The organism is Mycobacterium paraseoulense (assembly GCF_010731655.1).
In the GTDB taxonomy this organism is placed as follows: Bacteria; Actinomycetota; Actinomycetes; order Mycobacteriales; family Mycobacteriaceae; genus Mycobacterium; species Mycobacterium paraseoulense.
In genome coordinates this window covers 748,457-767,949 of sequence record NZ_AP022619.1, presented here as the reverse complement: position 1 = coordinate 767,949, position 19,493 = coordinate 748,457, and the positions used below count along the sequence as shown (strand labels likewise).

The following is a 19,493-nucleotide window of genomic DNA, read 5'->3' as shown; positions in this document are numbered from 1 at the left end:
TCGAACCGCCGGCCTCGACGCCTCGTCGTTTGTTCCGACGGCATTCCGGGTAGCTCCACCAAGCGGCCCAAAGGAATTGACCGGAGGAGACGCCCCGATGAAGTATAGCCCAGATCATGATCGGACGAATCGCCGTGAATCGGCGCGGGACGTCGGGCGCACGTCCGGGCTGGTCTTCGTCGGGGCTGCCGCCCTGGCGTTCGTGGTATGCGTGGCGACATTCGCGCTCGGAGACGCCGGCGCGGGCGTGGCCGCCGCGATCGTCGCCCTGCTCGGATTCGGGGCCGGCCTGGCCTGGCTTGCCATGGACGGCAGGCGGATTCGCCAGGAGGAACGGGGGTGGCCGATCGGCCACCCGGCGGCGCGGTAGGGGCTTATTGCAGCGCGACGAGGTTGCGCACCGACTTCTCCACATCGGAGCGGAGCACGCGGGCGACCAGCCCCCCGATCGGGCCGCTGAGCAACCCGCCCCTGATGTCCGCGGTGAGATGAAAGTCGGTGCCGGGATCGTTGTCCGTCACCGTCATCGCCACCCCGAGGCGTATCCCGCCGCGGCCGCGGCCTTGCAGCTCAATCGCTTTCGGCTCGTCGTAGCGGGTGACCGTCCAGTGGATGACATTGCGGAACCCCTTGACTTTCACGCACGACGAGACGCAGGTGCCCTCCTCGATCGTCTCCGGGACGGTTCCGCGCCAGCCCGCGAAAATGGTCATCCATTCGTCGAATCGGCTCAGGTCGGACGCCAGCTTCCACGCGGCCTCCGGCGCTACCTGCGACGTCACCGAAACATCTACTCGTGCCAAGTCTTCTCGCTCCTCCCCAGACGATGATCGCGGTCGGCGCCGTTGCGGCCCGCGCACGACAATTCATGGGGTACCCGGGGATGGCCGCAGCTACGCGTCAGCGCCGGGGCGTCAGGGCCACGCCTGCGCCAGCTGGTGCGCCACGTCGATCACCTGGGCGGATTGGGACTGCGGCGCGTCGATCTCCTCGGCGACGTACTGGGCGACGAATCGGCGGATCTCCCCGTCGACGCCGGCCAGAATGCGCAACACCTCGCCGCGGAAGGACTTCGATGACACGTTCACGGTGATGTCGGAGGGCCGTGGTTTCGCGACGTCGACGATCAGCAGCAGCGGCTCGGCGGCTCGCGCCGTGGCCCGCAACGCAATGTCCCCCGAGACGACGAACCGCTGCTTGTCGAGCCGCAGGTCGAGCAGCAGGTCGATCGACAGGGGGATGTGGATGACGAACGTGATGCTGTCACCGATGCGGCGCGTGACTTTCGGTTCGTGGATCTTGACGTTGGCGCTGACCTTGGCGATCCCGCCGGGCCCCTGCGCTATGGGCTCCATGGCGAACTCGTTGCCGGCGATGTCGGCGAATGCGGCGGCGACACGCTCGGGGGTGACAGCGACCTCGAAGAATCGGCGGCCGAACTCTTCGTAGGTGACATAATCGTGAGTCTCCATAGGCTTATACCGTCTCATGACGGCCGCCGGAACCGTCGCTGATCTGCACGCGTCGCCGGAAATCGGGGCCCCAGGCTCGCCCGCAGGTTTGCCGGCGATCCGGTCGCGTTGTGAAGCACGCCACACGCGCGGGGTTTCGATTCGATGCGACGGGGGGTGGCCTGGGAGGCTTGTCGATTTGGGAGGTGTTTTCGATGTGCGCCCAGAAAGTCACCGAGCGGGGCTCGCAGATGTCGCCCGCGAGCCTGCTCAACTGGCTTGGCGGCGGGCAACGGCGAGAGCCGGCTGAGCGCCGCGAACGCTCCGGTCACGCCGTGCAAACCGCGGTCGGCGCGGTGGTGTTGTTCGGGGCGGTGCTGGCCTGGCTCGTCGCGACCCTGGCCGTGAGCGAGTCGACTCGCTGGTCGCTCCTTTCCGTCCTGCCGCTGACCCTGGTGTTCGGCCTGCTGGTCGGCGCGGTCACCCGCGCCACCGCCGCCGGGTTCAACGGGGGCCGGGCCGGGCTCGCAGCGCGTGCGGTGGTCGCCGCGGCGCTCGGCGCCGTGGTGGGCGAACTGGCCGCGATCGTCCTGCTGTCGGGCTCGATCGATCACCGCCTCGACGAACGCGCCCTGCGCAACGCCGGTTCGGCGCCGGCGGTCGCGCAAGCGTCGGCGTCGCTGCAACAGAGCAGGGACGCGCGCACCACGCTCGACAGCGCCGTCGACCGGGCTCACCAGCAGCAGGATCAGGCCCTGGTCGTCGCGCGCTGCGAATACCATCCCAGCCCCGCCTGCCCGCAGACCCGGATCACCGGTGTCCCCGGTGCGGGACCCGAAACACGAACGGCCAACGAGCTTCTGGCGGATGCCCAGCGCGAACTGGACAATGCGCTGGCGGCCCGCGACCGGCGAGCGCCCGAGTTGGACGCCCAGATCTCCCGCGAGCAGCAAGCGCTCGACGAGGCGCGCCACGGCGTGGTCGCCGGCGCCGATCGTGGCCTCGGCGCGCGCTGGGTCGCCCTCAACGACCTCACCTCCGCCGACGTCGGGGCGCTCACGTTGCGGCTCACGACGATCGCGTTCTGCGTGCTGCTCTACCTGCTGCCCTTGATCCTCGGGCGGTGGCGCCCAGAGACCACCCACGATCGCCATGCGGCGGCCCGCGCCCAGCGCGAACGCGCGGAACTCGAGGCCGACACCGCGATCGCGATCAAACGGGCCGAGGTCCGCCGCGAGGCCGAGATCATGTGGGCCGAGCACCAACTCACCCAGGCCCGGATGGCGATCGAGGCCCAGACCGAGATCGACCGCGAGCAGCAACGCCGGCGAATCGAGGAGGCCTTCGAGCCACCGCTCCCCGCGCCACCGCAACGCGCTTTCCAGCCGGCCGCCGAGGACGTCTACCTGCCGATCGCCGCCGAAGCGGAGGCCGCCAGCCGGGCGCTCCTCGGCCTGCCCGGCCCGGCGCAGGCCCCGGTTGCCGAGAACCTGCCCGCGCCCGTCCAACGCGAGGTCGCGCCGCGCGAAGACCGTGGCGCGTCGCTCATTCCCTCGATTCCCGATGCCACCAAGGCCGCGGCGCGGTGGGTTCGCCCGCTGGTGCCGCCGTTCGTGGCGCGGGTGCTCGACACCACGACCGCGCCGCTGCGCACCGCGCGTCACGTCTTCGAAGAGGTCGAGGAGATCACCTTCGCCCTGCGGCGCACGCACAGGATCACCACGGACTCCGAAAGCTCCGACGCCGGCGAGCGGCACACCCATCCCGCCGCCGCGGCCGGTGAATCCCCTTCCCCCGCACCAGGATTCGTCAACTCGTCGCGCGTAGAGCACACCGCCGTGGCCCGGGGGCGCTCGGGCGGCCAAGAGCCACAAGCCCCGTCGCTGGGCGCGTCGCAGCGCCGACACGATCCGGAATTGAGCAGGCGGGACGGACCGGCCCAACTCGATTCGCCCGCGGGCCCGCGGCAGCTGCCGCCCGCTTGACCTCTTGCCGCCCCCGGGTGCCTATTCGTGGCCGAAGGCGTCGTGGAGCGCCGGCAGGAAGGCGGCCAGGTGATTCATCTCCTGGGCACAATGCACCATCAGGTTGCGAGCGCTGGTCTGCGCGTCGCCCAGCACCCGCGTCGCGATCGGGCGCACCGCCCGTGACGCGACGCCGGGAACGTTGCGCACCTCGATGTGCCGACCGCCCATCCAGAACCGCGACCGCATCTCGGCCCCGTTGGCGGTCGACCGGACGTGGTGAACGAACCATCCGACGTCTACCGGGGCCTCGCTGGATCCCAGCCGGGCGCAGATAGCCACCGCGTCGCCGCTGTCGGGTGGGCAGCCCATCCTCGCCGGATCGACGAATTGGATTGCGCCATTGAGCATCGTCGAGCCGATGTACTCGCTGATCAACGAGGAGCGGCCGATGTAGCGTTGGGCGCCGAGGCGGCCGGCGTCGTCGCCGTCCTTCCACGCGGCGCGCAGATGAGCCCGCGGATGCCACAGCTTGTAACGGCGGGTGTCGCAGCCATGCCAGCCGAACCACCAGGACCACATGGCCGGGGTGACCCCCGGCATGTCGGTGCGTACCGACACCTGATAGCCGCCGTCGTCGAGCACGCCGTAGCCGTTCTCGGTCTGCTGGTATCCGTCGTCGGCGACGCGCGCGGCGTCGTCGAACGCCAGCAGCGCCATCGCGCCCTGCGGCCCGTGTTCCAGCGCTTCGACGACGTGGCGTGGCAGCGGCGCCATCTCGGGTGTGAAGAACTTGCCGAACGGCGTGTTCGCGTCGTCATCGCGGTAGCCGAGGTACAGGTCGTTCGCCATCAGAGTCGTCCCGCCCAGGCGTTGAAAAGGCCATCGGGGTCATAGACGGCGCGGGCCTTGTCGAGGCGTTCCATCGCCTCGTCGGTGGCGAACCTCGCCGGACGCTGGCCGAGGTTCTCGTCGGCGAGCTGGATCCCGGTGGCGAGGCTCGACATCGCGGCCATGTTGGAGCCCGACCAGTCGCGGTACTTGGCGTCGTCGGCGGCGTCCTTCCAGGAGCCGTAGAGGGCGAGGTAGATCTCGTCTTCGATGCTGTAGGCCATGTCCTGGCGCGCCGGTGACGGGCCCCAGTTCAGCCACAGGAAGTGGGAGGGCGCGGGCGGCATCGTGTCGAGAATGTTGCGGATGCCCGGCAGCAGTTCCTCCGCCGACGCCGAGGTCCACATGTTGTCCGCCGTGTAGCGGTGGTCGTCCAGGTAGTGGGTCATCACGGCGGTGTACCAGGTTGGCAGATCGCTCGGCATATATGGGACCGCGAGCAACGCCTTGTCCACGACCGGGCAGCTGCCGAATATGGCAAGGGCCTCTTGCGCTTCCGCCTCGGTGTTGGCGAACGCCGGCGACGCGAAAATGATGGCCGGGCCGTCGATACCCATTTCGGGGGCACTGCGGGTCGCGATGGCCTGCATCTCGACGCGGCGGTCCACCTCGGCGCTGATACTTCGGGCCCAGGTGTAAACCTCGTCGGCGACGTCCCACGGGTAGACGTACACGCTCGTGCCGCAGGCGGCGGGGCGCGGGTACAGCTTCAGGTAATACGACGTCACCACACCGAAAAAGCCGGGCCCCGCCCCGCGCGCAGCAAAGTAGAGGTCGGGGTGATTGTCGGCGTCGCAGTGGATCTGCTCACCGTCGGCGGTGATGACGTCGAGCGCGACGACGCTTTCGCACGCCGGGCCATAGATGCGGCTGTTCCAGCCGTAGCCGCCCTGCAGCAGGTAGCCGCCAAGGCAGACGCCCTTGCAGTGGCCACCGGGGAAGAACAAACCCTGCGCCTCGAGGTCGGCCATGAGCAGGCTGCCGCCTTTGCCGGGACCGGCGACGGCCGTCTTGTGCTCGGCGTCGATCGTGGCGTGGTCGAGGCGGCTGACGTCGAGCAGCACCGCGCCGTCGCGGAGATGGTTGGCCGCGAAGCTGTGCCCACCCGAGACGATGCTGACTTTATGCCCGTTGGCCTTGGCATAGCGGATTCCCGCAATGATGTCGTCGGCATCGATGGCTTGAACAATCACCTCGGGGTAGCGCTCGGGGACTCGTTGATGCCACACGGTGTCGCGGCGGGCGGCCTCGTAACCGTCATCGCCGCGGAAAAAGTGCCGCCCGGCCGGTAGCGCGCTCATTTGGACTCCTCTGATCCACATTTCGGTTCTTTGTGATTCGCGATGCGGAACACTATAGTGGACTTGTGCCCAATACGGGGGGAAATTCTTCGCCTGGTCGCGACGAAGGCATCCAGGTGTTACGCCGCGCCGCCGCCGCGTTGGACGAGATCGCCGCCGAACCCGGGCGGTTACGGCTGGTCGACCTCGGGGAGCGGCTCGGCCTGGCCAAGTCGACGGCTCGCCGGCTGCTCGTGGGCCTGGTCGAGGTGGGGCTGGCCAGCGTGGATCCGCAGGGCCGGATTTCCCTGGGTGACCGGTTGCTGGGTTTCGGCAATTCCGACGGCGCGCACGTCTCGGCGATCTTTCGGCCAACCATCGAACGGGTGGCGCGCGCGACCGACGGGGAGACCGTCGACCTCTCGATATTGCGGGGCCAGCGCATGTGGTTCGTCGACCAGATCGAATCATCGCATCGCCTGCGCGCCGTCTCCGCCGTCGGCGTCCGGTTCCCGATCGAGTCGACGGCCAACGGAAAAGCGGCCCTCGCGGCCCTCGGCGATGCCGAGGCCGAGGCGGTGATCTCCCGCGGCGATCCCGATGTCGCCGACCGGCTTCGCGCCGAGGTTGCCGAGATCCGGTGCACCGGAGTGGCTTTCGACCGCGATGAACATACGCCGGGAATTTCGGCGGCCGCGATCGCCCGCCGCGCCGTGGGTGACAACGTGGTTGCGATCTCGGTGCCGGCACCGACGGAGCGCTTCCTGGAGAAGGAACAGCGCATCGTCACCGCGCTGCGCGCCGCGGCCGAATCGCCGGCCTGGGCGCGCTAGCGTCAGCGGACCGAGCGCGCACCCGCATTGGTCAGGGCGAAGTTGGAGACGGCCGGGTTACCCCTCGAAAGCTCGGCCGTCCCAACGTCTTGGGGTCCGCTCAACAGGGCACTGCGGCGGAGGAGAACAGCGGGCCCCATTCGTGCCGGGCCGCGGATTGCGCATCGGTGAAACTCGGTGTCTTCTCGCCGTCGCCGGCCAGGTGTACCAGCGCCCAGGCCATCGCGAACACCGGCACCTTGTGCCGCAGGGCCGCGCTGTGCAATTCGTCCAGCGCGGCTTCGGACGGGCACCGGCGAAGTCCGATGAGAATGCCCCGAGCGGTGTCGAGGATGCGACCGGAATGCGGGCCACACGAAGTCTGGGCGGGGACCCAGTTCGTCGTCATGCTGTGGATACCTCCTGCAGCGCCGTCGTGAATCCGCCAAGGCTCATAGCGGACGAGGAATTCCTGCGCTACGCGTCGTCGCGGCCGCAAACCTCAAAGGCGCCCTGTGTCATGATTTGTCGCTTCACCGCGTTGTGCCAGAGCGCCGCCGTGATTGATACCTCCCCGTGACCGTTTCGGAATCTGCTGCTAACCAAGAACTCCCGTACCATTGCGATCCGCGCCGGAGCCCCACCACTGCGAATTACGTTGCCAAAGCCAGTATTTCGTCGAAGCCAGCGGCGATGGCGTCGTGGAAGACGTCGTAATCGGGGATGGCGGTGGTGTCGATGTTCATGCCGAGCCCGCAGGTGTCCACGTAGGTGAGCAGTGTGACGTTGACGGCCGAACCGATGGTGGGACCGAAAGCGTATTGTGCGCGAACCGCGGCGCCGCCGAGAAAAACGGGCACCGGCACACCGGGCACATCGCTGGCCACGAAATCGACGTGGCGCAGGACGGATCCGATGTACCACCGGGGCGCGAGATTGAGGACGCCGGCGATCAATTGCGTGTAGGGCAGCGATTTTTCGTGGCGCACCGCCGAGGTGCGCTGCCGTATCGCCGCGATTCGCTTTGCCGGGTCGACCTCGCCGACGGGCACGTCGAAGCGCATCAGTGTGATCCGGTTCCCGCCGATGCCGTCCTCCTGGGTGCGCAGGCTGATCGGCATCGTGATGTGCAGGTCACCCACCGCCACGCCGTGCTTTTCGTGGTAAAGGCGCAATCCACCCGCGACGCCGGCGACGAAGGCGTCGTTCAGCGCCCCACCGCAGCGGTGGGCGGCTTCGCGAAGCGGACGCGTCGGCACCTGATGCACCCCGAGACGGCGGATCAGGCCGCGGTCGGTTGCCAGCGGCGAACCGGGCCGGCTTATCGGCCGGACGGTCCGGTAGACCGATGCCGCGGTGGTCGCCGCGGACCGGAGGGTGGCGACGGGACGCCGCACGCCCTCGTACATCAACCGGGGCACCCGGGAGGCCGCGCCCGCCAGGGCGGTGTTGAGCAGGCCGGCGTCGTAGCGCGCGGCATCGCGGTAACCGCCCAGCAGCGCCGGCCCCGCGACCTCCGGCTCCGGCGGCATCGGTTCGATGGGGTAGAGATCTTCGGACAGATCGAACAGGTGCATCGCGATCTGGACCCCGCCGACCCCGTCGGTGAGCGCGTGATGGAACTTGCAGATCAACGCGGCGCCATCGTTTTCCAGGCCGTCGATGAACGTCGCTTCCCACAGGGCGCGGGCCCGATCGAAATCCTGCATCTCGGCCACTCGTGCCATCTCGAGCACGTCGTCGAGGGTCCCGGGACCGGAGATGGATGCTCGCCGCAGGTGGTAGTCCAGGTCGAAATCCCGGTAATGCTCCCACCGCGGCGGGGCCGGTGGCGGTGACTGCACCACGCGCTGCCTGAACATGGGCAGTTTGCGGCTGATCAGGTCGAATCGTTTGCGGACTTCGTCCCAGTCCGGGGATCGGTCCAGCAGGACGACACTGACCACGGTCGATCGCAGCCGTGGGTCGCTTTCCATTGCCCAGGTGAATGCGTCACTGGCGCGCATAAATGCAGTCATGTCTGTGCTCCTCGCACTGAACGTACGACTGCCGGCGCCCCAGGTCATCGGGTTCTCGGCAGTCGATGACTTTGGTCCCCACAGATGACGGCTTTGGTCGACTGCCCCCCGGGCCCCTACAGAATCGCCTTGAGGTCCTTCGCCCTGGCGATGTCGTCCCAGTCGACGTCGAGTTCCAGCAGGATCTCCTCCGTGTGCTGGCCGTGTTCCGGCGCACGCGCGGGCGCCGGCGGAGTCTCGTCGAACTGCACGGGCGCGGCGACGATCCGGTACTTCTCGCCATGGTCGTCGACGTTGGTCACCACGTATCCGTTGGGTTCGACCTGCGGATCGTTGAGGGTCTCCCGCGGCGTCGCCAGAGCACCCCACACGCCGGGTTCGTCTTCGAGTGCCTTCTGCCAGTGGGCGAGGTCGTGCCGGGCGAAAACGTCGGTCAGGATCTCGGTGGCCACCGCGGCGTTGGCGATCAGGTTGCCCGACGGCACGAATCGCTCATCGGTGGCCAGCTCGGCCAGGCCCATGCGTGTGCAGAAACCCGCCCAGAACTTGTCGGGTTGCAGGAAGACCAGCTGGATCCACCGGCCGTCGCGGGTCTGGTACCTGTTGACGAGCGGATTGATGGCCAATCCGGGCGGTGCGCCGGGTATCCCGTCGATGTCGAAGAAGTCGGCCGCCGAGATGGACGGCGCGATCGCCCACATCGCCTGGGCCAGCAGCGAGGAGTCGACGATCGTCGGCTCACCGGTGCGTTCGCGATGAAACAGCGCGGCGCACACTCCCCCGGCGAGCGTCGCCCCGGCTTGCAGGTCGCCGAAGCCCGGACCCTGCACGGCGGGCGTATCGGTGCCGAACGGCGTGAGCGTGTAGGCGACGCCGCCCCGCGCGAGGTACGTCGCCGCGTCGAACCCGCCGCGGTCGCGGTCCGGACCCCGCACTCCCAGCCCGGTGCCGCGCGCGATGATGATTTTCGGGTTGAACGAGCGGATGTCGTCCACCGTCAGCCGGGCCCGTTCGAGCGCGCCCGGCAGCCAATTGGTAAGCAACACATCGGCACTGGCCAACAGGCGGCCGAACAGGTCGCGACCGGTGTCGGATTTGATGTCGATGGCGATGCTGCGCTTACCGCGGTTGCCCAACTCGAGGATGAAGTCGGCGTCCGGGCGGGCCGCCTGCCGGGTGAACCCGCCGACCACCAACGCGCGCCCCGGGTCACCCGAGGCGACCCCTTCCACCTTGATCACGTCGGCGCCCCAGTCCGCCAGCGCCGCACCGGCCGAGGGCACGTAAGTCCACGAGGCCAACTCGACCACCCGCACCCCTGCGAGGACACCACCGCGCACGCCGGACATCGCCACTCCCTCGGTCGCCCCGCCATTCCTTGCTATTTTAGATATTCTAGCTAGTCTAGGGCGTAGTGGTAGCCCAGCTGCAGGTCAGCGCAGTTTTCCTGGAAGAGATGCGATGGAGTGCGACCGTCGGCCCGATTCCGACATCCGTCACCGCGCGCCCTACGCACGACGGCGGCCCGGCCGCTTCATTCCCGAGCTGAATACACGGACGGAGGACGGGCGATGGGCAGGGTAACGGGCAAGGTGGCCGTCATCAGCGGCGCCGCGCGTGGTCAGGGCCGTTCGCACGCGCGACTGCTGGCCGCCGAAGGGGCGGACATCATCGCGGTGGACCTGTGCGCCGACATCGAGACCAACGAGTATCCCCTGGCCCGGCGGGAGGACCTGGACGAGACGGCCCGGCTGGTGGAGAAGGAGGGGCAGCGGGCGTTCACCGCCGTCGCCGACGTCCGCGACCGCGCGGCGCTGTCGGCGGCGATCGACGAGGGCGTCGCCGAGTTGGGGCATCTCGACGTCGTCGTCGCCAACGCCGGCATCTGCCCGCTCACCGCGGGCCTGCCGCCGCAGGCTTTCGCCGACGCCGTGGACGTGGACCTGGTCGGCGTGCTGAACCTGGTGCACGCGAGCCTCAAGCATCTGCACGCCGGCGCGTCGATCATCGTGATCGGCTCCAACGCCGCGTTCATGTCCTCGATGAACACCACGGGCATCGACGGCGGCCCCGGCGGGGCCGGGTATGCCTTCGCGAAACTGGCTGCCGCGCACTACGTCAACGATTTCGCCCTGGCGCTCGCCCGGTTCTCCATCCGGATGAACGCGGTGCACCCCACCAACGTCAACACCGACATGCTGCACAGCCCGCCGATGTATCGGGCCTTTCGCCCGGACCTGAAGGATCCGACCCGCGAGGATGCCGAACCCGTCTTCCCGCTCGTGCAGGCGATGCCGATCCCCTACGTCGAACCCGAGGACATCAGCGAGGCGGTGCTCTTCCTCGCCTCCGACGCGGCGCGCTATATCACCGGGCAACAGCTCCGCGTCGACGGTGGCGGCTTCCTCAAGGTCAAGCCGTGGTCGGGTGCGTGATCGCATGAACGACGGCCCGGACGTCAAGCGCCGCCTGTACGAGCTGATGGTGCTCATGAAGGCGGCCGACGACCGGCTGTCCAAAGGCATTGGCACCGGCGAGTTCATGTGCGTGTACTGGCCCTCGCGCGGCCAGGAGGCCATCGCCGCGGCGATGGGCGTCGCCCTGCGGGCCGACGACCAGTTGGTGACCACCTACCGCGGCCTGCACGACCTCATCGGCAAAGGCGTCCCGCTGGAAGAGATCTACGGCGAGATGATGGGCCGCACCGTGGGCGCGAGTCGCGGCAAGGGCGGCACCATGCACATCGCCAATCCCGATAGGGGCGTGATGCTTTCGACCGGGATCGTCGGGGCCGGTCCGCCGGTGGCGGTGGGACTGGCCATGGCCGCCAAACGCAAGCGCTCCGATCGCGTCACGGTGGTCAGCTTCGGCGACGGCGCCACCAACACCGGGTCCTTCCACGAGGCGGCGAACATGGCCGCGCTGTGGGACCTGCCGGTGGTCTTCGTCTGCCAGAACAACCTGTACGCCGAGATGACGCCGACCGCCGACACGATGAAGCTCGAACACGTCGCCGACCGGGCGGCGGGCTACGGCATGCCGGGAGTGCGCGTCGACGGGAACGACCCGCCGGCGGTCAAGTCGGCGCTCGACGACGCGCTGCGACGGGCCCGTGCCGGCGAGGGCCCCACGTTCATCGAATGCGTGACGTTCCGGTTCCGGGGCCACTACTTCGGCGACCGGATGGCCTACATCCCCAAGGAGCAGCTGGCCGCCGCGATGGACGCCGACCCGGTCCCCCGGTTCCGCAACCACCTCGCCGAATCCGGCATCTGCGCGGGGGACGAACTCGACCGCATCGACGACGAGGCGGTGGCGGCGGTCGAAGCGGCGCTGCGCACCGTGATGGGCGCGGATACCCCGTCGATCGACGAGCTGGACTCCGACGTGTACGCGGCCCCCATCAAGTTCCCGGTGTGAGCATGCAAGAACAAGAGATGACGATGCGCGAGGCGCTCAACCTCGCGCTGGATCAGGCGCTTGCCGCCGATGACAGGGTGTTCCTGCTGGGTGAGGACATCGCCGATCCCGGCGCGTCCGGGCCGACGGCCGGCCTCTCCACGAAGTACGGTCACGACCGCGTCCTGGACACGCCGATCTCGGAGGCGGCGATCGTCGGGGCGGCCATCGGCGCCGCCATCGACGGCCTGCTGCCGGTGGCCGAGATCATGATCATGGATTTCATCGGCATCGCCGCCGACCAGCTGATCAACAACGCGGCCAAGCTGAGGTTCATGACCGCCGGACGCACCACGGCGCCGCTCACCATTCGCACGCAGGTCTACGCCGGGCTGGCCACCGGGGCAACGCATTCCCAGAGCCTGGAGGCGTGGTTCATGCACATCCCGGGCATGAAGGTGATCGTGCCGTCCACACCGCGCGACGGGAAGGGTCTGCTGACGGCGGCGATCTTCGACCCCGATCCCTGCCTGTTCGTCGAAACGATCCGGCTGCAGGGCAGGAAGGGTCCCGTCCCCGTGGATCCCGGGTTCTCGATCCCGTTGGGGCAGGCCGACATCAAGCGGCCCGGCACCGACGTCAGCCTGATCGGCTACGGACGCTGCGTGCACGACGCGCTCACCGCCGCGGCCACGCTGCAGGACCAGGGGGTGAGTGCCGAGGTCGTCGATCTGCGCACCCTGGTGCCACTCGACGTCGAGACCATCATCGGCTCCGCCCGCCGTACCCGCCGGGCGGTCGTCGTTCACGACGCGGTGCAATTCGCCGGGCCCGGAGCCGAGATCGCCGCGATCCTGCACTCGGAGTTGTTCTCCGAGCTGGCCGCTCCCGTCGAGCGGGTGGCCGCCCGGTTCGTCCCCAACCCGGCCGCGGCGGCGCTCGAGGCGCAGGTCTACCCCTCGCCGGCGCGGATCGTCGCGGCCGCGCGGCGGACCCTCGAGGAAACCGGCGCGGGGGCGAGGGTGCATGGCTGACTTCGTCATTCGCATCCCGCGCGTCTCGGTGGCCGTGTCGGAGGCCGAGCTCACCGGCCTGCTCGTCGACGCCGGCCAGCACGTGGAAGCCGGCACGCCGATCTACGTCATCGCCACCGAGAAGGTGGAACAGGAAATCGAAGCCGGAGCGTCGGGCACCGTGCAGTGGACGGGCCAGGTCGGGACCACCTACGACATCGGCGCCGAAATCGGCGTCATCACTTCTTAGGAAAGGTGAGCACTTATGGATCTCAACGAGACTCGCGAGAGAATCATCTACCAGAAAGAGGGGCCCATCGCCCGCATCACGCTGAACTGGCCCGAAAAGGCGAACGCCCAGGACCAGAAGCTGGCCGAAGAGGTGGACGCCGCGCTGCTGGACGCGGACCGCGACTACGACATCAAGGTGCTGGTGCTCAAGGCCAACGGTAAGGGCTTCTGCTCGGGGCACGCGATCGGCAACAACGCCGTCGACTATCCGTCGTTTGTGGAGAACGCCATGGTGACGGGCCACCCGTGGAAGGCGCAGTCGGACCTGTTCGTCAAGCCGACCCTGAACCTGTGGGAGTTCTCGAAACCCACCATCGCGCAGGTGCACGGCTACTGCGTGGGCGGCGGTACGCACATGGGGCTGACCACCGACATCGTCATCGCCTCCGAGGACGCCTATTTCTCGTACCCGCCCCTGCAGGGGTTCGGCATGCCATCCGGTGAATGTTCCATCGAGCCTTGGGTGTTCATGAATTGGCGTCGCGCCGCCTACTACCTGTTCACCGCGGAGGTGATCGACGCCAAGAAGGCGCTGGAGGTCGGCCTCGTCAACGAGGTGGTCAAGCGGGAGGATCTCGACGACCGGGTGGACGCCATCGCCCGCCACATTGCCCAGGCCCCGTTGACGACATTGATGCTCACCAAGGCCAACCTGAAGCGGGCCTGGGAGCTGATGGGCATGCGGGTGCACTGGCAGAGCTCGAACGACCTCGTCGCGCTGGCCTCGATCAGCAAGGATGTCCAGCAGTTGATTCAGACCGTGTTCAAGGACAAGGTGCTGCCGTCCGAGCACGCCCGGCGCCAGGCCGCGGCCGCCGCCCAGACCGACGGCGCCGCAGCCACTTAGGCCTGCTGGTGAACATCGCCGATCACGCGATCGTGGCCGCACAATCGCCGGCACTGCTTGCCGACGGCGGCGTGATTTCCTTCGGCGAACTGTACGAGAGGAGCCAACGGGTCGCCGCCGCGCTGCACGCCGCCGGGCTGCGCCGGGGCGACGGTGTGGCACTGATCTTGCCGAACCGGCCCGAGTTCCTCGAAATCACCTGGGCCTGTCAGCTTTCCGGTCTCTACTACACCGCGGTCAACACCCACTTCACCCCGGACGAGGTCGCCTACGTGATCGACGACTCCGACGCGCGGGCGGTGGTCGTCGACGCCACCATGCCCGAACTTGCCGCCCACGTGCGCGCGGCCAACGCGGCCGTCACCGTCCACCTCGCGGTGGGGGGACCCCTGGCGGGCTGGAGCGCGTACGAGGATGCGGCGGCGACCGCCGGTGGCGCGCCGCCGATGTCGGACGGGTCGGAGATGCTGTACTCGTCGGGCACCACGGGGCGGCCCAAGGCCGTCCGCCGGCCCCTCCCGACCGACGGCAACGGCTCATGGGCTCAAGGGGTCTTGGAGCTCGCGCTGACCCACAAGTACGGGATGGGCCGGGACAGCGTGTACCTCTCCCCCGCGCCGCTCTACCACGCCGCCGGGGTGAACTACACCATGGCGGTCAACCGGGTGGGGGCGGCGGCCATCCTCATGCGCAGGTTCGACGCCGAGACCGTGCTGCGGCTGATCGAGACCCACCGGGTGACGCACGCCCAGTTCGTGCCCACCATGTTCGTGCGGATGCTGAAGCTGCCCAGGGAAGTCCGGAAACGTTACGACGTCTCGAGCCTGCGGTGCGTCATCCACGCGGCCGCACCCTGTCCGGTCGACGTCAAGCACCAGATGATGAAGTGGTTCGGACCCATCATTCACGAATACTACGGTGGCACCGAGGGATTCGCGGGCACCACGATCGGCCCCGACGAATGGCTCGCCCATCCCGGTTCGGTCGGCAAACCCATGTCGCCGGTGCACGTCATCGGGGACGACGGCGTCGAGCTTCCCGCCGGCCACGCAGGCGAGCTCTTCTTCGAGGGCGGACCGGATTTCGAGTACTTCAAGGACCCCGCCAAGACCGCGTCGGTGTCCAACGACCGCGGCTGGCGCACCCTGGGCGACATGGGCTACGTCGACGAGGACGGGTACCTCTACCTCACCGACCGGTCCACGTTCATGATCGTCTCCGGCGGGGTGAACATCTACCCGCAGGAAGTCGAAAATCTCCTCATCATGCATCCCAAACTCGTCGACGCGGCCGTATTCGGCGTCCCCAACCACGAGTTCGGCGAGGAGGTCAAGGCCGTCGTGCAACCGGTCGACGGCGTCACACCCGGCCCCGGCCTCGAGGCCGAGCTCATCGAGTACTGCCGCGCACACGTGGCGGGTTACAAGTGCCCGCGCACCGTCGAATTCGTCCCGGAACTGCCCCGAGACCCGAACGGGAAGCTGTACAAGAGACGCATGCGCGAACGGTACTGGCAGGGCCGGGCATCGCGGATCGTGTGAACCGAACGAGGGATGGCGAGATGGCTGCCAAGACAGATCCAGTGACAGGCGCGGTGAACTGGACACCGCTGCCGGTGCCGTGGGCGGTGCAGACCGCCGATCGCATTCCCAAGCAGCGCTACTACGACGCCGAGTTCTACGCGCTCGAGGCCGAGACCTTCTGGCCGCGCGTCTGGCAGATGGCCTGCCGGCTCGAGGAGATCCCCAAGGCGGGCGACTTCGTCGAGTACGAAATCCTGGATCAGTCGATCATCGTGGTGCGCGTCGACGCCGACACCGTGCGGGCCTACCACAATGCGTGCCGCCATCGCGGGGTGAAGCTGGTGGAGGGCAGCGGATCTCGGCGGACCTTCGTCTGCCCCTTCCACGGCTGGTGCTGGGGCATCGACGGACGCAGCACCTTCGTGTTACGACCCGAGGTGTTCGCCCAGGAGAACCTGGATCCGCCGGATTTGCAGCTGGTTTCGGTCCGGTGTGAGACCTGGGGAGGCTGCGCGTGGATCAACCTCGACGACGGCGCCCCCGCGCTGCGCGACTGCCTGGAGCCCTTCGCGTCGATCTATGACGCGTGGAAGGTGGAATCGCTGCGGGTCGAGTGGTGGCAGTCGTGCCGGTTGCCGGTCAATTGGAAGCTGGCGACGGAGGCGTTCATGGAGGGATACCACGTCCCCCAGACTCATCCGCAGTTGATGCCGTCCGCGCAGAGCGGCGGGGCGGTGAAATCCCCGGTGCATCCGGTCATCGCGAGCAGCCTGTACTTCATGCGCACGCTCGGCACGGGAATGGGCGGCATGACCCACGACAACGACATCCGGATCGCCGAGGGGCTGCAGCACATCGAGCTGCCGGCCGACCCGGCCGGGGCGGCGGGCGCGTGGCGCACCGCGCTCAACGATGCCGTCGTCGCCTGGCATCGGGCGAGGGGCAGCGATATGCCCGACCTCAACGACCTGGTCCGCCGCGGCATCACCGACGCGATCGGGTTCTGCTTTCCGCACTACTTCATCCTGCCCACCTACAGCAGCGCGTCGTCGTACCGGATCCGTCCGCTCGGGCCCGAGGACACGCTGTTCGAGATCTGGTCGCTCACCCGGCTACCCGACGACCTCTCGGCGGGCAGGCCCCAGCCCCCCGAGCCGATGGCGCCCGACGACCCGCGCTGGCCGCCGATCCCCGCCCAAGACTTCTCCAACCTGCCCAGGCAGCAAAAGGGGTTGCACTCCAAGGGGTTTGCCTACATGCGATTGTCCGACCAGATCGAGGGGCTGATCTCCAATTTCGAACGTGTCGTCGACGGATTCCTCGCCGGCCTGCCGTACGACGAGCTGGTGCCCGGGATCCAGAAGACCAACACCACCATCGACGTGCCGGTCGCCGACCTGGGTTTCAGCGCGGGGCCACGATGACCACCCGATGGGACCGCTCGGTCGATCTGCTCATCGCAGGCAGCGGCGGCGGCGGCATGGTCGCGGCCCTGGCGGCGCTCGACTCCGGGATCGACCCCCTGGTGATCGAGAAGCAGCCCCTGGTGGGCGGTTCCACCGGGCTTTCCGGTGGCATGGTGTGGCTGCCGAACAACCCGCTGATGCGCGCCGCCGGCGTGCCGGACTCGCACGAGGACGGTCTGGCATACTTCGACGACGTCGTCGGTGACATCGGCGCGGCGTCGTCGCCGGCGCGGCGCGAGATGTTCCTCTCCGCGGGCTACGAAATGATCACCTTCCTGACCCGCAAGGGTGTCCGGTTTGTGCGGTGCCCCGGCTGGAGCGACTACTACCCGAATCACAAGGGCGGCAACGAGGCCGGCCGCGCGATCGAGTGCGTGCCATACGATGCGGCCGCGCTGGGCAGCTGGCGCGACAAGGTTCAGCCCTCGATGGCCAAGGCCTACGGCGGATTCGTCCTGAAAACCAACGAGCTGCGGTCGGTGCAGTACTTCAACCGGTCACCGCGGGCCTTCGCCGTGGCCGTGCGGGTGTTCGCGCGCACCAGGGCCGCCCGGCTCCGCCGCCGCGAGATCCTCACCAACGGCGCATCACTGATCGGCCAGATGCTCAAGGTGCTCATCGATCTGCGCGGCGAACCACCGATCTGGACCGGCGCCGCAGTCGAAGACCTGATCGTCGAGGACGGCCGTGTCGTCGGCGCGCGGGTGTCGCGTAGCGGCACCGCCCTGAATGTCGAGGCCCGCAAGGGCGTCCTGCTCGCCGCGGGCGGCTTCAGCCGCAACGCGGACATGCGCCGCCGCTACAGCGGCGAGCAGCCCAACGAGGGGCTCTGGTCGATCGCCAACGCCGGCGACACCGGCGAGGTGCTGCAGACCGCGATCCGGCTGGGGGCCAAGACCGACCTGATGGACGAGGCCTGGTGGCTGCCATCGGTTTTCATCGCCGACGGTGGTGACGCGGCGAAGGCGCTGGGCAGCGGCCGGCAGCGGCCCGGGGCCATCTACGTCGACGGAACGGGCCGGCGGTTCTGCAACGAGTCCAACTCGTACGTCGAGGTCGGCAAGGCGATGTATGCGAACAAGGCCGTGCCCTGCTGGATGGTGTTCGACGAGGGCTACATCAGCCGATACGTTTCGGGGGCCAACCCGTTCAAGAGGCGTCGCCTCCCCGAAGAACTCATCACGAAGGGCGCGGTCGTGCGGGGCGAGACCATCGCTGACCTGGCGCGCCAGATGGGCGTTCCGGCCGACGCGCTCGAGCAGACGATCAAGCGGTTCAACGGTTTTGCGGCCAAGGGCCTCGACCCGGACTTCGGGCGCGGGCAGTCGGCGTACAACGACTGCCTCGGGGACCCCGGGTACCGCCCCAACGCCGCGCTCGGTCCGCTCGAGCGGTCGCCGTACTACGCCACCAAAGTCGTTCCGGCCGACGTCGGGACGTGCGGCGGGGTGATCACCAACGAGCACGCGCAGGTCATCGACGAGGACGACTGCGTGATCGACGGACTCTACGCGACGGGGAACATCACGGCGACGGTGATGGGCCGGAATTACCTGGGCGCGGGTGGAAGCATCGCCTACACAATGGTGTTCGGCTACGTCGCCGCCCGCCACGCCGCCGGCCGCAGGGTTGCCGGCGATCCGGGCCGCTAGCCGCCGGCGTCCGTGTCGTCGCGGCCGACGAACTCCCGCGGCTTCATGCCCGATTCCTTCAGCTGGGCGCGGCGCGCCTGGACGTCGGAGGCGGCGCCGACCATGTTGGTCAGGATGTGGCTGACTTGCAGGTGCACCCGCATGCCCATCAGCTCCCACGCGCGCTTCACGTTGTTCTTCACCGCCATCAGCGTGGTCAACGGGATCTGGGCGATTTTGTGGGCCATCTCCTCGACGACGCCTTCGAGGTCTTCGCGCGGCACCACCCTGTTGAGCAGCCCCCAGTCGAGGGCTTGCTGCGCGGACAGGGTGGGGGCCAGCAGCAGCCAGTCCATCGTGCGATGCCAGTTCATCAGCAACCACGGCTCGATCATCGTGTGGCCGCCGGGCTCGCCGAGGCTCTGGGCAAGCGGCATCTGGAAATACGCGTCGTCGGACGCCACACAGAAGTCGGTCAGCAGGCCGAGGTAGATCCCGCCGCCCATGCAGTAGCCGTGGATCGCCGAGATGGTCGGTTTGGGGAATTCCCACAGATACAGCGTCGGCCACAGGAACAGGTCGGCGGTGCCCTTGTACAGGTCCTCGAAGGTCTCGCCGAAGTCCGGATACGGATTTTCGTCGGGACCCCAGCGAGCCACGTGCCCGCCGCAGAACCCTTTTCCGTTGGCCTTGAGGATGACGACCTTGATCTCCTTGTCCCGGTCGGCCTCGTGCAGGCATTCGTCGACTTCGGTGACCAGGACCGCATCCTTGGTGTTGGCCTTGTCGACCCGGTTCAGGATGATCCGCGCGATCGGCGGTTCGCGCTCGTAGATGACCGCTTCGAGGACGCGCCGCTCCATCTGCGTGACATTACCCGGCCGGGAGCCAAAATGGCACCGTCATC

The 19,493-nt window shown here is 68.2% G+C and carries 19 protein-coding genes; 11 read left to right on the top strand and 8 right to left on the bottom strand.

The annotated features are described in order from the left end of the window. Positions 1-97 precede the first annotated feature (97 nt). The gene (locus G6N51_RS03235) at positions 98-370 is read left to right on the top strand and encodes a hypothetical protein (RefSeq protein ID WP_083171425.1); all 273 of its coding nucleotides are present in this window, start codon (positions 98-100) and stop codon (positions 368-370) included. 4 nt (positions 371-374) lie between these two features. On the opposite strand, the gene G6N51_RS03230 is transcribed toward G6N51_RS03235, so the two are convergent. After that, positions 375-803, bottom strand: coding sequence for a type II toxin-antitoxin system Rv0910 family toxin (locus G6N51_RS03230; protein ID WP_083171426.1), 429 nt, complete (start codon positions 801-803; stop codon positions 375-377). Between the two features lie 111 nt (positions 804-914). Next, positions 915-1,472: a hypothetical protein gene (locus G6N51_RS03225; RefSeq protein WP_083171427.1), complete on the bottom strand. Its 558-nt coding sequence runs from the start codon at positions 1,470-1,472 to the stop codon at positions 915-917. Between the two features lie 194 nt (positions 1,473-1,666). On the opposite strand from G6N51_RS03225, the gene G6N51_RS03220 reads away from it, so the two are divergent. Then, on the top strand, positions 1,667-3,436 hold the full coding sequence (locus tag G6N51_RS03220; protein WP_083171540.1) for a DUF4407 domain-containing protein: 1,770 nt from the start codon (positions 1,667-1,669) through the stop codon (positions 3,434-3,436). 21 nt (positions 3,437-3,457) lie between these two features. On the opposite strand, the gene G6N51_RS03215 is transcribed toward G6N51_RS03220, so the two are convergent. Together G6N51_RS03215 and G6N51_RS03210 are read right to left on the bottom strand one after the other, a co-directional pair. Then, complete coding sequence (locus tag G6N51_RS03215) at positions 3,458-4,267, bottom strand: DAPG hydrolase family protein (protein ID WP_083171428.1); 810 nt, start codon at positions 4,265-4,267, stop codon at positions 3,458-3,460. Then, positions 4,267-5,607, bottom strand: coding sequence for an FAD-binding oxidoreductase (locus G6N51_RS03210; protein WP_083171429.1), 1,341 nt, complete (start codon positions 5,605-5,607; stop codon positions 4,267-4,269). Before G6N51_RS03210 ends, G6N51_RS03215 begins: the two co-directional genes overlap by 1 nt. 65 nt (positions 5,608-5,672) lie before the next feature. Here G6N51_RS03210 and G6N51_RS03205 point away from each other — a divergent pair, with 65 nt between their 5' ends. Further along, entirely contained in the window at positions 5,673-6,419 is a 747-nt protein-coding gene (locus G6N51_RS03205; protein ID WP_083171430.1) for an IclR family transcriptional regulator, read from the top strand. A 100-nt stretch (positions 6,420-6,519) separates the two neighbouring features. Here G6N51_RS03205 and G6N51_RS03200 read toward each other — a convergent pair whose 3' ends face one another. The 3 genes from G6N51_RS03200 to G6N51_RS03190 form a co-directional block, all read right to left on the bottom strand. Next, positions 6,520-6,807 carry an ANTAR domain-containing protein gene (locus G6N51_RS03200; protein ID WP_007169962.1) on the bottom strand — a complete coding sequence of 96 codons (288 nt, stop codon included), beginning with the start codon at positions 6,805-6,807 and terminating at the stop codon, positions 6,520-6,522. 244 nt (positions 6,808-7,051) lie between these two features. Continuing rightward, positions 7,052-8,416, bottom strand: coding sequence for a wax ester/triacylglycerol synthase domain-containing protein (locus G6N51_RS03195; RefSeq protein WP_174814288.1), 1,365 nt, complete (start codon positions 8,414-8,416; stop codon positions 7,052-7,054). 116 nt (positions 8,417-8,532) lie between these two features. Beyond that, the gene (locus G6N51_RS03190) at positions 8,533-9,765 is read right to left on the bottom strand and encodes a CaiB/BaiF CoA transferase family protein (RefSeq protein ID WP_083171541.1); all 1,233 of its coding nucleotides are present in this window, start codon (positions 9,763-9,765) and stop codon (positions 8,533-8,535) included. Between the two features lie 222 nt (positions 9,766-9,987). Between G6N51_RS03190 and G6N51_RS03185 the strand changes: the two genes are divergently transcribed. From G6N51_RS03185 to G6N51_RS03150, 8 genes are read left to right on the top strand one after another with little or no spacing between them, the layout of a single operon-like run. Beyond that, entirely contained in the window at positions 9,988-10,851 is an 864-nt protein-coding gene (locus G6N51_RS03185; RefSeq protein ID WP_083171432.1) for a mycofactocin-coupled SDR family oxidoreductase, read from the top strand. A 4-nt stretch (positions 10,852-10,855) separates the two neighbouring features. Further along, on the top strand, positions 10,856-11,836 hold the full coding sequence (locus tag G6N51_RS03180) for a thiamine pyrophosphate-dependent dehydrogenase E1 component subunit alpha (RefSeq protein WP_083171542.1): 981 nt from the start codon (positions 10,856-10,858) through the stop codon (positions 11,834-11,836). 2 nt (positions 11,837-11,838) lie between these two features. Further along, entirely contained in the window at positions 11,839-12,849 is a 1,011-nt protein-coding gene (locus G6N51_RS03175) for an alpha-ketoacid dehydrogenase subunit beta (protein WP_083171543.1), read from the top strand. Next, positions 12,842-13,078: a lipoyl domain-containing protein gene (locus tag G6N51_RS03170; RefSeq protein ID WP_065444652.1), complete on the top strand. Its 237-nt coding sequence runs from the start codon at positions 12,842-12,844 to the stop codon at positions 13,076-13,078. Before G6N51_RS03175 ends, G6N51_RS03170 begins: the two co-directional genes overlap by 8 nt. A 15-nt stretch (positions 13,079-13,093) precedes the next feature. Then, the gene (locus G6N51_RS03165) at positions 13,094-13,966 is read left to right on the top strand and encodes an enoyl-CoA hydratase-related protein (RefSeq protein WP_083171433.1); all 873 of its coding nucleotides are present in this window, start codon (positions 13,094-13,096) and stop codon (positions 13,964-13,966) included. A gap of 8 nt (positions 13,967-13,974) precedes the next feature. Beyond that, positions 13,975-15,507: an acyl-CoA synthetase gene (locus G6N51_RS03160; RefSeq protein ID WP_083171434.1), complete on the top strand. Its 1,533-nt coding sequence runs from the start codon at positions 13,975-13,977 to the stop codon at positions 15,505-15,507. 20 nt (positions 15,508-15,527) lie between these two features. Further along, a complete protein-coding gene (locus G6N51_RS03155) occupies positions 15,528-16,913 on the top strand; it encodes an aromatic ring-hydroxylating oxygenase subunit alpha (RefSeq protein WP_083171435.1) in 1,386 nt (461 codons plus the stop codon). Further along, the gene (locus G6N51_RS03150) at positions 16,910-18,607 is read left to right on the top strand and encodes an FAD-binding protein (RefSeq protein WP_083171436.1); all 1,698 of its coding nucleotides are present in this window, start codon (positions 16,910-16,912) and stop codon (positions 18,605-18,607) included. Before G6N51_RS03155 ends, G6N51_RS03150 begins: the two co-directional genes overlap by 4 nt. Here the strand turns inward: G6N51_RS03150 and G6N51_RS03145 are convergent. After that, positions 18,604-19,449 carry an enoyl-CoA hydratase/isomerase family protein gene (locus tag G6N51_RS03145; RefSeq protein ID WP_083171437.1) on the bottom strand — a complete coding sequence of 282 codons (846 nt, stop codon included), beginning with the start codon at positions 19,447-19,449 and terminating at the stop codon, positions 18,604-18,606. The genes G6N51_RS03150 and G6N51_RS03145 overlap by 4 nt on opposite strands. Between the last annotated feature and the right edge of the window lie 44 nt (positions 19,450-19,493).

Coding starts and splice junctions, on each gene's coding strand:
- G6N51_RS03225 (WP_083171427.1), bottom strand. CDS start 1,472: ATGGAGACTCACGATTATGTCACCTACGAAGAGTTCGGCCGCCGATTC.
- G6N51_RS03145 (WP_083171437.1), bottom strand. CDS start 19,449: ATGGAGCGGCGCGTCCTCGAAGCGGTCATCTACGAGCGCGAACCGCCG.
- G6N51_RS03220 (WP_083171540.1), top strand. CDS start 1,667: ATGTGCGCCCAGAAAGTCACCGAGCGGGGCTCGCAGATGTCGCCCGCG.
- G6N51_RS03235 (WP_083171425.1), top strand. CDS start 98: ATGAAGTATAGCCCAGATCATGATCGGACGAATCGCCGTGAATCGGCG.
- G6N51_RS03195 (WP_174814288.1), bottom strand. CDS start 8,416: ATGACTGCATTTATGCGCGCCAGTGACGCATTCACCTGGGCAATGGAA.
- G6N51_RS03180 (WP_083171542.1), top strand. CDS start 10,856: ATGAACGACGGCCCGGACGTCAAGCGCCGCCTGTACGAGCTGATGGTG.
- G6N51_RS03185 (WP_083171432.1), top strand. CDS start 9,988: ATGGGCAGGGTAACGGGCAAGGTGGCCGTCATCAGCGGCGCCGCGCGT.
- G6N51_RS03150 (WP_083171436.1), top strand. CDS start 16,910: ATGACCACCCGATGGGACCGCTCGGTCGATCTGCTCATCGCAGGCAGC.
- G6N51_RS03210 (WP_083171429.1), bottom strand. CDS start 5,607: ATGAGCGCGCTACCGGCCGGGCGGCACTTTTTCCGCGGCGATGACGGT.
- G6N51_RS03165 (WP_083171433.1), top strand. CDS start 13,094: ATGGATCTCAACGAGACTCGCGAGAGAATCATCTACCAGAAAGAGGGG.
- G6N51_RS03170 (WP_065444652.1), top strand. CDS start 12,842: ATGGCTGACTTCGTCATTCGCATCCCGCGCGTCTCGGTGGCCGTGTCG.
- G6N51_RS03200 (WP_007169962.1), bottom strand. CDS start 6,807: ATGACGACGAACTGGGTCCCCGCCCAGACTTCGTGTGGCCCGCATTCC.
- G6N51_RS03215 (WP_083171428.1), bottom strand. CDS start 4,267: ATGGCGAACGACCTGTACCTCGGCTACCGCGATGACGACGCGAACACG.
- G6N51_RS03190 (WP_083171541.1), bottom strand. CDS start 9,765: ATGTCCGGCGTGCGCGGTGGTGTCCTCGCAGGGGTGCGGGTGGTCGAG.
- G6N51_RS03155 (WP_083171435.1), top strand. CDS start 15,528: ATGGCTGCCAAGACAGATCCAGTGACAGGCGCGGTGAACTGGACACCG.
- G6N51_RS03175 (WP_083171543.1), top strand. CDS start 11,839: ATGCAAGAACAAGAGATGACGATGCGCGAGGCGCTCAACCTCGCGCTG.